We start from the raw sequence: 9,768 nt of genomic DNA, 5'->3' as shown, positions 1-9,768 counted from the left end.
GTCCTCCAGCGCTGCGCGCTGGAGAGTGAAAACGCCCCGCGTTGCGGGGCGTCCGATCCGCGTTGCGGATCGGTGCGCGGCAAGCCGCGCCGGCTGTCTCCGCTTCGCTGCAACAGCCATGGAAATGGCCCGCGTTGCGGGCCATGGGAGTGCCGGCGGCAAGCCGCCGGAGTGATCCGCGTTGCGGATCACGAGGCAGGTCCGCTTCGCTCCCCTGCCCTGAGCTCTACGGCTTCGCCTCCGAGCCTTGGGCCTGCTTCGCAGGCCCAAGCGGCAGCAAGGGACCCTCGACCAGTGGGAGGACTGGCATGGTGATCCTCATGACAGACCTGCCACGCAATCAGCTCCGCTTACGCTTCACAGACTTCGTCGTCGACCCCCACGATCCGGACATCATGCGCAGGACCATGGATCTCGAAGCGGACGTACTGACCTTCGAAGGCGACCTGGTGACATTCTGGCTCCACGGCGTCGAGACGGGATCCTTCCCCTCGAGCTCACTGAGCGCAATCGAACTGGCCTCCATCACTCCCCCGGCACCACCCCGCACCTACGCGGTGGAAGAAGTCAGAAAACAGCACGGCAACGCCTACCAGAAGTGGTCACACGAGGACGAGGAACTGCTTGTGGAACTCCACTCCGCTGGCCACACCATCACCTCACTAGCCCGACACTTCGCCCGTCAGCCCGGCGCGATCCGTTCACGACTGGCGAAACTCGGCGTAGAGCAACCCTCCTCCACCGATGGACAGACCCCCTCTCCCCCATTCTGATGGACAGCCCACTCCCCAAAAACAGACCGGCCCGCCGGCCCGGCGACGCACCCACCAAACCGGGCCCGGCGGACCCCGCGGCTCCTGGCCGATCTCGAATCACGACTCACCGAACCACCTCCCGACCCGGACCCATCGCCATGAACCTCCGAGGAGTCGACGGGTGCCGGAGCAGTACACTGCATCGAATCCAGCACACTCAGATACACTGTGTAGGATCCGGTAAAATCACTGCCCCCTCCCGCGAGATATCCCGCCCCTCCGGATTCGTGGAGCGTCGAATGCATAAGACCAATCACATCAAACTGCATCCCTTACCGGGGCCGACATTTCAAGCTCCAACGACTGCACGCCGACAAGGCATACGACATCCCCGGACTGCGGAAATGGCTCCTCGGCAAGCAGATCGTCGTCCGAATCGCACCCAAGGGAGTCGAGTCTTCACAGCGACTGGGGCAACGCCGGCGGGTGATCGAGCGGACCATGTCGTGGCTGACCGGCTACCGCCGACTCAACCACCGCCACGAACGAAACCCCCGCAACTACCCGGCCTTCCTCGGCCTCGCCACCGCCCCCTGCTGCTACAAACAACTCGTCCGCCCCACCACATAGGACACGGTCTAAGACCGAGTCCTACGGGGAGAGGCTCGCTAGTGCTCGAGCTGTAGATCGTGACCTCCATGCCTGATGTGACTCGACGCTTCTGTTGGCGGATGAACACTCGAGTTGGCGAGCCGTGCCTTCCGATTGGCAGGGCAAGGCCTGTAGGGGCTCTGTAGGCAGGACTTGCAGGGCCACGTCGACGCTTGACCTCAACCAAGCTTGAGCTTCTAGGTTCCTTCCAGAGCCGCAGGAACCGACCAGCGGTGCCTTTTCAAGGAGGTTCGCCGTGACCGAGCGCACAGACCACATCGAGATCCCCGACCGCTACCGCTATGCCGTGATCCCGCACATCATGGTCGACGACGCCGCCGCGGCGATCGATTTCTACCAGCGGGCGTTCGGTGCCCGTGAGGACTTCAGGATCGACGCTCCGGGCGGCGGGGTTCTGCACGCCGAGATCACCATCGGACGGTCGGCTCTGATGCTGGGCGACGCCGGCGTGGACGAGGCGGAGGCCGCCTCCTTCACCGCGCCTGCCTCGCTCGGCGGAGGTACGTCCGTCATGCTGCATGTCTTCGTGCCGGACGTCGACAACCTGGCGGAGCGCGCAGAAGCCGCCGGCGCTGAGATCCTCCAGCCGCCGAAGGACATGTTCCACGGTGACCGCACCGTCATCCTCAAGGACCCTTCAGGGCACATGTGGGTGTTTCTGACCCACGTGGAAGACGTCTCGCAGGAGGAGCTTCGGCGCCGCCTGGCCACCGCCGGATAACTGGACCCGTGCGCGGTGATCCGGACCGAATACCGAGCGCCGTACCTGACGGAACTCGCCGACTGCACCGCTCGGTCATGCCTGGGCTGCTTGCCACCGGTAATGGCCGGCCCGCGATCGGGCCTGGTGACGACATCGCGGGCGGCAGTCACTTCACCCAGGAGGCGACCCGCCCGTGTTCTTGAAGATCTCGTTCGCCAGAGCCAACCGCTGGGCGCTTCGGGGCGTCGGCATCCCTGCACCCAGCCATCTCCCGCGCCACCCAGGCACCAAATCGGTGTCGTCCACCACCCACACCTGCGGCCGCACCGCGCGCGCGGCCCGCCACGCCAGGCGGGCCCGCACGTCAGCGACCGGCCAGGTCGAGGACGTCATGAACTGCTGCAACTGGTTGATGGTCTACCCTGAGCCGCTCGGCCATCGGCTGCATAGACTTGCGTCGGCCGTCCAGCAAGAGGCCCCGCAGATACAACTGACCCTTCGCCCGCTCGTCCCTGCGGACCAGCGGGCACTAGTAGGCCGTGTGGCCTCAGGCTCAGTTGGTGGAAGCCGTGACCGCTGACCCGTCCTCCACCTGGGGGACGGCGCCTCTCCACCGGGCCGCCGGATTTTTGACCAGCAGCGCGATGTACGCAAGGTCAAAGATGGAGCACAGGATCCCCAGTCCGAGGACGAGCGGGGAGTACTCCACGACCCCGAGGAGGAACGTGGCCGCGAGCGTGCCGACCCACTTGGCGACCGCGATGACGAGGGACTGGCCGAGCGGACCTCGTCGACTCGCGTAGAGGGCGATGAAGAGCACGGACATCAACAGGTTCTGCAGTAGGGCCGAGTAGTGGCCCCCGTCTTGCGGGCCGAACTGGGAGACGAAGAGCAGCTGCACGACGAAGGCGCTCGCGAAGAGAAGTCCGCTCCACGCGGCGAACAGAGGCCGGGTGACGAAGCCGGGCACCTCGGCCCGGCCGTAGCGCAGGTACGTGTACACGATGAAGACATCGGCGAGAGTCCACACGATGTTCATGACCAACTGGGTCTTGTCCGCGTATCCGCTGAACCCCCAGATGGAGTAAGTCACCTCCCATGCGAAGTTCAGGGCGAGGGCCCCGACGGGTATCGCGTACGTCTGGTCTCGCAGTCCCACCCGTATCGCTTCGACGTACACGACCGTCCATGCCACCCCGCCGACCAGGGCCAAAATCTGTTCCATGCCATCCCCCACCCATTCGAACTGTCCGAGCGCCCGCACCTTAAGCCATCGCACCCGGCACCTGTCATGTGCGCGGCGATACTCGCCCACCCGCGGCGGCCCGCTCCAGATCTTCGTCAGCTGGTGAGAATGGATCTTCGGGAGGCATGCCGGCATGCCTCCCACGCCACGGGCTGAGTGCCACCGGCTCGGGTGGAGAGGGCGGATAGTGTCGTCACCGCCACCCGGGCGGGCTTCGCCTGCGGCGCAGGGAACTCCTTACCGGTCCACCCCGCTAGGACGGGTTGAGGGGGTAGACGCCGGTTCCCTCATACGCTTCCGGGGTCAGCGAGAGCACGGTGACGGGCTCTCCCGTCTTCGCGGCCTGCCAGGCGATGGCGGCAGGGTGCGTGACCTGCCACTCGGTCGTGGGCCAGGACACGGCGTCCAAGGCGTGTTCCGCGGTGAACGGCACAGCTTCGGCGAAGCGCAGGCGCGCGGCATGAGCCCCGGCCCCGACGGCCGCCCGCTCGGCGGCGAGCACGGACAGCGCCGGAATCAGAATACGGCCGGTACCGCGGGACGACTCGATGTAGAGACCGGTGAAGAACGGATCGGCCCGATAGAGAGCGAGGAGAGCTGTGTGATCGAAGACAGCAGTCAGGCTCACGCGGCGGCACTGCCCTGATGGGCACGAATCTTGTCCCAGGCGGACTGCCCGGCCCGCTGGACCTGCTCGGTGTACTCCAGCCCAAGCTCGGCAGCCGCCTCAAGGGCGCGCTGTTCCTGTTCGGCCTGGGTCAGCCGGCTCTGGGCGAGCTCCTCGAGCAGCTCGGTGATGGTGGTGCCGCGCTCTTGGGCGAGCAGGCGCAACCGGTCGCGGGTGGCCTCGGTCGCCTTGATGCTCGTGGGCTTGCTGCTACTCATGACCATGATTCTACCGTCGGTAGAATCGGCTGTCAGGTTGTTGTGGCTGCCGCGCTTGTCCGCCGTAGTCGCGCAATCACATAGGGCCACGTCTGTTCGATGAAGTGACCCGACAGTGGGTCTATCCGCGCTGCACGGCGAATTCTCACAAGCCCGCATGGAGATCCAGGAAGTCTCACAAAACGGGGGCGGCTGGGCCGGGCGAAGAGAACCGGGCGCTGCGCCGGCGCCAGGCCAAGGCCCCCTATCGTGTATCGGCCTGGGTGAAGGAGGGATTCGAGGGCCGGCAGATGCCGCATCGCGGGGCCCCGCCGCGCCGCGCTCCAGCGGTGCTCCGCTGGGCGTCCCTGTAGGTGCGGTGGGGATGTCGAGCGCTGGAGAAGTTGTCGCCTCCGGCTGTCCGGTCTGCCGCCAGGGTGCCGATGCCGGCGAGCGCCGAACTCGAAAGCCGTCGTGCGCCCCGGCCAGTCGCCCTCGGCGTGGGCCCACGACGTACAGGGCCGGCCGGTGTGCCTCCGCGCCCGGAGTACAGGCCTGCGCCGGCGCCTGCGGGGGTGTCCGCGATGATGCGCTACGCACGCCACTCCACGGCCGCCCTCGGTAAGGTCCCCTCCGCACCACCGTCGGCGCGGGGCCGAACGCCCGCTCCCAGACCACCGGTCCCGGCAGCGAACGTCATCGCCTTCCGGGCCCTGCCCCCACGCCTGGTGACTCACCGGTGACTCACCACAAAGAACGAAATCGCAGCTGATCCTGCGGATCGCCGGCGGTTCCCCCGGACCGGGACGGCCGGCTGATCTCACCGGCCGGATGGCCAACGGTCTGGTCGGGTTGCCGGTCGACCACAACCCAGGGCCACTGATCACCGCGCCCGAGCCGGGGAGGGGCACGGATAGGTTCGAAAGCCGCGCCTCCTCACCCGCGACAGGCGTCGGCTCCCGGGACGGTGCCTCAGGACGAGGCGCCGTAGCGGGTGGCGATCGCGGCGGCGCGGTCGTGCAGCGAGATGCGTAGCCACTGCGGGGCCGGGACTTCCGCGTGCGCGGCGTGCTGCCATAGTGCCCACTCGGCGTGCCGTGAGTCCTGGAAGATCAGGTCCAGCCTCAGCCGGCCGTCGGCGTCGGTCTCTTCGGCGCGGACGGCGAGGGCGGTGCCGGCCAGGTCCTCGCGCCGCGCCGGGTCCACCCGTACCAGCACGGCGACTTGGTCGCCGCCGGTGCGGAACCGCGTGTTGCGTTCCTGCCAGGCCCGATCCAGATCGACGTCGTGCGGTCGCTGCGCGGGTTCGTCGAGTTCCTTGGCGGTCAGCACCCGGGACAGCCGGTAGGTGCGGTCCGCGCCGTCCCTCGTGGCCAGCAGATAGCCCTGTTCTCGTACGGTGACCAGGCCGATCGGGTCCACCGTGCGCCACTTGGGGGCCTGGTCGACGGCCGCGTACCGGATGCGCAGCTTGTGTCCGGCGAACACCGCGCGCCGGAGGCCGGCCCACCACCGTCGTCAGGGCTGGTTCAGGTAGGTGAGGACCGCGCGGACGCGGCGGTTGGTGTCGTCGTCGTCCGTGACGCCGAGTTTACCGAAGAGGGTGGTCGTGTACTTGCTGATGGCGCCCTCGCTGAGGAAGAGGCGGCGCGCGATGGCGTGGTTGGACAGGCCCTCGGCCATCAGGCCCAGGACGGAGTACTCGCGTTCGGTGAGCCGCCCCAGCCCCCGGTCGGGGGCGCTGCCGGACAGCAGCTTCGCGATCACGGCCGGGTCCATGGCGGTGCCGCCCGCCGCGACGCGCTCCAGGGAGCCGATGAACTGGTCGGCGTCGAACACGCTTTCCTTGAGGAGGTAGCCGACGCCGCCGGAGCCGTCGGCCAGCAGTTCGCGGGCGTAGAGCTGCTCGACGTGCTGGGAGAGGATCAGGACCGGCAGGCCGGGGAGCTCGGCGCGGGCGGTGCGGGCCGCGCGCAGGCCCTCGTCCGAGTGGGTCGGGGGCATGCGGACGTCTATGACGGACACGTCCGGGCGGTGGGTCCGCAGTGCTTCGAGCGTCTCGGGTCCGGTGGCGGCCGTCGCGACCACCTCATGCCCGAACGCCTCGATCAGGCGGACCATCCCGTCGCGCAGGAGGTACAGGTCTTCGGCTACGACTATGCGCATGGCACGGCCATCCTCACACGGGTCGGGCCGCCGTGGGGACTGGTGATCGCGAGCGTGCCGTCGAAGACGGCCAGCCGGCGGCGCAGGCCGGCGAGCCCACCGCCGGGCCGGATGTCGGCTCCGCCCCGGCCGTCGTCCTCGACCTCCACGACGATGCCCGTGTCGTCCCGGACGAGACGGACGTGCGCCCGGGTCGCCCCGGCGTGCTTGACCGCGTTGGTGAGGAGCTCGGCGACGCCGAAGTAGACGGCGGACTCGATCGGCGGGTCCAGGCGCAGCGGGCCGCCGGCGTTGACCGCCACGCCGAGGGGGATGTCCAGCGCGAGCGCGCGTACGGCGTCGACGAGTCCGCGCTCGGTGAGGACGGGCGGGCTGATGCCCCGGATCAGTTCGCGGAGTTCGGTCAGCGAGGCGGCGGCGCCGGCCCGCGCCTCCCGCATCAGCGCCTTGGCCTGCTCGGGATCGCGGTCCATCAGGCGCTCGGCGGTGGCTAGGGAGAGTCCGAGTGCGACGAGGCGGGCCTGAGCGCCGTCGTGGAGGTCCCGCTCGATGCGGCGGATCTCGGCGGCCTGCGCGACGGTGGCGTCGGCGCGCTGGGAGGTCAGCTCGTCCACCCGCCCCGCCAGCACCATCGCGGGTGAGGGCCGCAGGAAGCGGACGGCCACCCGGTGCAGGGACCGCCAGGCGTACGGGGCGCAGCCGGCGGCCAGGAGCAGGGCGCACGCCCCGACGAGACGCGCGGCGGTTTCGGGCCGGGCGAGCGTGAGGACGGCGACGGTCAGTGCGGCCGGCGGGAGGGCGGCCACCACCCCCGCGGTGAGCGGGGCGATGACGGCGAACCGCAGGTCGCGCCAGGTGGCGGGGTCGCTCCACCACAGCCGCATCCGCTGGTCCATGACGGCGTCGCGGCGGCTGCGCTCGTAGCTGAAGCCGTTCCACCAGTAGCCGGTGGACAGTTGCATCACCGGCCGGGCCTCCCGGTGGCCGGCGGGGATGTCGGTACCGGTCCATCGCGCGACGAGGAACCGGACCGCCCGGCAGACGGTCTGGGCCAAGGCGAGCGTGCCCGCGCAGACGATCACGGCGGGCCCGATCCACGACCACGGGTGCTCCGCCCCGCACCACACCCCCAACCCCACGGCGGCGGCCCACACCACCGGCAGCAGCATGCAGACGGCGGCGCCGACGCACGCCCGCCCGAACCCGATCCCGGCCCGCACCACCCAGGAACGCACCTGTCCCATGGCTCCCCCTCGCTTCTCGTTCGCTGCCCCCACTGTGTACTGCCCGCAGCCCGCGATGTCGCGGCTCGGGTGGGAAGTGGGTCTGGCCCCACCGCACTGTGGGGCCAGGCCGATACCGCGTCGTACGGCTGCTCCGTAGCGTCGCAGCCATGGAAACCAACGCGAACTCCACGACCGACGCGAACACCACGACCACCGACCCGGTCCTCCTCGACAGCCCCGGTGTCCAGGCCGCCTTCGGCGCGACTCGGGTCGGCGTCAAGGTCTACGGCGCGGTCACCGCCGCCGCCCTCGTGGTGGTCATCGCGGTCGCGGGCACGGGCCACATGGTGAACCCGTTCATGTGGGTCCGCGCGATCCTGCTCCCCCTCATCGCGGTGCTGCTGCACCGCCTGAGCGTCTCCGCGTCCCAGGGGTCCCGCCGGTCCTACGAGCGCCTGCGCGGCATCTCGGTCGTCTTCCCGATCGCGATCGTCGGCGTCGACCTGATCCCGGGCGTCTGCCCGTGGTGGTACGCGGCGATGCAGACGCTCTGCGTACTCCCGGTCATCCGCGTCGCCTTCACGATGCGCGGCACGACTCTGCGAACGGCATTCCCCCGGACGCGCAAGACGCGCAAGTCTCGCACGACGCGCTGACGCCGGGTCACTGCCGGTGGGACCCCGGCCGCCTGCCGAGTGGCGCTCTCGTCGGACCGGAGGCAGCGGCCCCTTGGCGTGAGTGGGTGCGGCCGGTCCGTCCATGTGACGCTCCCGGTCTTCGCCGCAGCGGTCCGCGTCTGACGGGGGTGGTGCGCACGAACCGCGCACCACCCCGTTTCCCTGCCCGGGACGGCTTCGGCCTGGCCGCGTCCTGCGAAACGATCGGTTACTGCGCCGCGCCCCAGCGGACCGGGGCGATCTGCTTGGACATGATGCTGATCAGCTCGTAGGCGGCGTGGGAGGCGGCCACCGAGGTGATGTCGGCGTGGTCGTACGCCGGGGCGACCTCCACGATGTCGGCGGAGACCAGGTTGCAGGAGGACAGGCCGCGGATGATCTCCAGCAGTTCGCGGGAGGTGAGCCCGCCCGCCTCCGGCGTGCCGGTGCCGGGCGCGTGGGCCGGGTCCAGGACGTCGATGTCGATGGAGATGTAGAGGGGGCGGTTGCCGACGCGTTCGCGGAGTTGCTGGGCGATCTCGTCCACCCCGCGCCGCATCACGTCGGCGGAGGTGACGATGCCGAAGCCCAGCTTCTCGTCGTCGTCGAGGTCCTTCTTGCCGTAGATCGGGCCGCGGGTGCCGACGTGCGACAGGGCGGAGGTGTCGAGGATGCCCTCCTCCACGGCACGGCGGAAGGGCATGCCGTGGGTGTACTGCTGCCCGAAGTAGTCGTCCCAGGTGTCCAGGTGGGCGTCGAAGTGCAGGACGGCGACGGGGCCGTGCTTCTTGGCCACGGCACGCAGCATCGGCAGGGCGATGGTGTGGTCGCCGCCCAGGGTCATCAGGCGGGCACCGCCGGCCAGGAGGTCGTCGGCGGCCGCCTCGATCGTCTCCACGGCGTCGTTCAGGTCGAAGGGGTTGGCGCTGATGTCACCGGCGTCCGCGACCTGGCTGTAGTGGAAGGGGTAGACGTTCTGTGCCGGGTTGTAGGGGCGCAGGGTGCGGGACGCCTCCCGGATGGCGTTGCCGCCGAAGCGGGCGCCCGGACGGTAGGTGACGCCGCTGTCGAAAGGCACGCCGACCACGGCGATGTCCGTCTTCTCCACCTGGTCGATCCGCGGGATGCGGCCGAACGTCGCGGGGCCCGCGAAGTGCAGCGTCCGGTCGGTCTCCGTCGGCGGCAGCGGCGGGGTCACTCCGTTGGGGTGGGCGGTCATGGTGCGATCAGTGCCTTTCCATGGGTGCCGCGGCCGGCGCCCGGCCGGACCGCGAAAGATGTTCCCTCGGCCCGCCCGGCCGCGCGGACCCGTGCCCGGCGGCTCGGGGAGGCGGGGCGCGGGACGGCCCGGCGGGTTACTGCGGGGGGTTGCCGTGCTTGCGGTGCGGCAGATCGGCGTGCTTGGTGCGGAGCATCGCGAGGGCGCTGACGAGCACCTCGCGGGTCTCGGCGGGGTCGATGACGTCGTCGACGAGGCCGC

11 protein-coding genes and 2 pseudogenes are annotated in these 9,768 nt (G+C 69.7%); 4 read left to right on the top strand and 9 right to left on the bottom strand.

Annotated elements, in window-relative coordinates:
- Positions 1-308: 308 nt before the first annotated feature.
- The 3 genes and pseudogenes from ACFVXJ_RS31000 (at position 309) to ACFVXJ_RS30990 (ending at position 2,148) form a co-directional block, all read left to right on the top strand.
- Positions 309-773 (top strand): hypothetical protein, encoded by a 465-nt coding sequence (locus tag ACFVXJ_RS31000; protein ID WP_389666777.1) that lies wholly within the window; start codon positions 309-311, stop codon positions 771-773.
- 312 nt (positions 774-1,085) lie between these two features.
- Positions 1,086-1,385: pseudogene (locus ACFVXJ_RS30995) on the top strand (transposase); the annotation flags it as partial.
- Between the two features lie 277 nt (positions 1,386-1,662).
- Positions 1,663-2,148, top strand: coding sequence for a VOC family protein (locus ACFVXJ_RS30990; protein ID WP_389666775.1), 486 nt, complete (start codon positions 1,663-1,665; stop codon positions 2,146-2,148).
- A gap of 346 nt (positions 2,149-2,494) precedes the next feature.
- On the opposite strand, the gene ACFVXJ_RS30985 is transcribed toward ACFVXJ_RS30990, so the two are convergent.
- From ACFVXJ_RS30985 to ACFVXJ_RS30955, 7 genes and pseudogenes are all read right to left on the bottom strand, one after another.
- A complete protein-coding gene (locus ACFVXJ_RS30985) occupies positions 2,495-2,602 on the bottom strand; it encodes a hypothetical protein (protein ID WP_389666781.1) in 108 nt (35 codons plus the stop codon).
- Positions 2,603-2,683: 81 nt separating this feature from the next.
- A complete protein-coding gene (locus ACFVXJ_RS30980; RefSeq protein WP_389666774.1) occupies positions 2,684-3,355 on the bottom strand; it encodes a hypothetical protein in 672 nt (223 codons plus the stop codon).
- Positions 3,356-3,629: 274 nt separating this feature from the next.
- Positions 3,630-4,004: a hypothetical protein gene (locus ACFVXJ_RS30975; RefSeq protein ID WP_389666772.1), complete on the bottom strand. Its 375-nt coding sequence runs from the start codon at positions 4,002-4,004 to the stop codon at positions 3,630-3,632.
- Positions 4,001-4,261 (bottom strand): hypothetical protein, encoded by a 261-nt coding sequence (locus tag ACFVXJ_RS30970; protein WP_389666770.1) that lies wholly within the window; start codon positions 4,259-4,261, stop codon positions 4,001-4,003. The genes ACFVXJ_RS30975 and ACFVXJ_RS30970 overlap by 4 nt, the downstream gene beginning before the upstream one ends.
- A gap of 951 nt (positions 4,262-5,212) precedes the next feature.
- Positions 5,213-5,740 (bottom strand): annotated as a pseudogene (locus ACFVXJ_RS30965) (helix-turn-helix transcriptional regulator); the annotation flags it as partial.
- 18 nt (positions 5,741-5,758) lie between these two features.
- A complete protein-coding gene (locus tag ACFVXJ_RS30960; protein WP_389666768.1) occupies positions 5,759-6,406 on the bottom strand; it encodes a response regulator in 648 nt (215 codons plus the stop codon).
- On the bottom strand, positions 6,397-7,650 hold the full coding sequence (locus ACFVXJ_RS30955; protein WP_389666766.1) for a sensor histidine kinase: 1,254 nt from the start codon (positions 7,648-7,650) through the stop codon (positions 6,397-6,399). Before ACFVXJ_RS30955 ends, ACFVXJ_RS30960 begins: the two co-directional genes overlap by 10 nt.
- A 149-nt stretch (positions 7,651-7,799) precedes the next feature.
- Here ACFVXJ_RS30955 and ACFVXJ_RS30950 point away from each other — a divergent pair, with 149 nt between their 5' ends.
- Positions 7,800-8,288, top strand: a complete 489-nt coding sequence (locus tag ACFVXJ_RS30950; protein WP_389666764.1) for a hypothetical protein — start codon at positions 7,800-7,802, stop codon at positions 8,286-8,288.
- Between the two features lie 229 nt (positions 8,289-8,517).
- Here ACFVXJ_RS30950 and speB read toward each other — a convergent pair whose 3' ends face one another.
- Both speB and ACFVXJ_RS30940 read right to left on the bottom strand, forming a co-directional pair.
- A complete protein-coding gene (gene speB / locus ACFVXJ_RS30945) occupies positions 8,518-9,507 on the bottom strand; it encodes an agmatinase (protein WP_389666763.1) in 990 nt (329 codons plus the stop codon).
- Positions 9,508-9,643: 136 nt separating this feature from the next.
- On the bottom strand, positions 9,644-9,768 hold a 125-nt coding region (locus tag ACFVXJ_RS30940; protein WP_389666779.1), incomplete at its 5' end, for a carboxyl transferase domain-containing protein.

The organism is Streptomyces sp. NPDC058279 (assembly GCF_042881255.1).
In the GTDB taxonomy this organism is placed as follows: Bacteria; Actinomycetota; Actinomycetes; order Streptomycetales; family Streptomycetaceae; genus Streptomyces.
The sequence above is the reverse complement of the archived record's forward strand: the minus strand, read 5'-3'. Positions and strand labels throughout refer to the sequence as shown.

Bases quoted from the DNA above. Each gene is read 5' to 3' on its own strand.
- ACFVXJ_RS31000 (WP_389666777.1), top strand. From the start codon at position 309: ATGGTGATCCTCATGACAGACCTGCCACGCAATCAGCTCCGCTTACGC.
- ACFVXJ_RS30980 (WP_389666774.1), bottom strand. From the start codon at position 3,355: ATGGAACAGATTTTGGCCCTGGTCGGCGGGGTGGCATGGACGGTCGTG.
- ACFVXJ_RS30970 (WP_389666770.1), bottom strand. From the start codon at position 4,261: ATGAGTAGCAGCAAGCCCACGAGCATCAAGGCGACCGAGGCCACCCGC.
- ACFVXJ_RS30960 (WP_389666768.1), bottom strand. From the start codon at position 6,406: ATGCGCATAGTCGTAGCCGAAGACCTGTACCTCCTGCGCGACGGGATG.
- ACFVXJ_RS30955 (WP_389666766.1), bottom strand. From the start codon at position 7,650: ATGGGACAGGTGCGTTCCTGGGTGGTGCGGGCCGGGATCGGGTTCGGG.
- ACFVXJ_RS30950 (WP_389666764.1), top strand. From the start codon at position 7,800: ATGGAAACCAACGCGAACTCCACGACCGACGCGAACACCACGACCACC.
- speB (WP_389666763.1), bottom strand. From the start codon at position 9,507: ATGACCGCCCACCCCAACGGAGTGACCCCGCCGCTGCCGCCGACGGAG.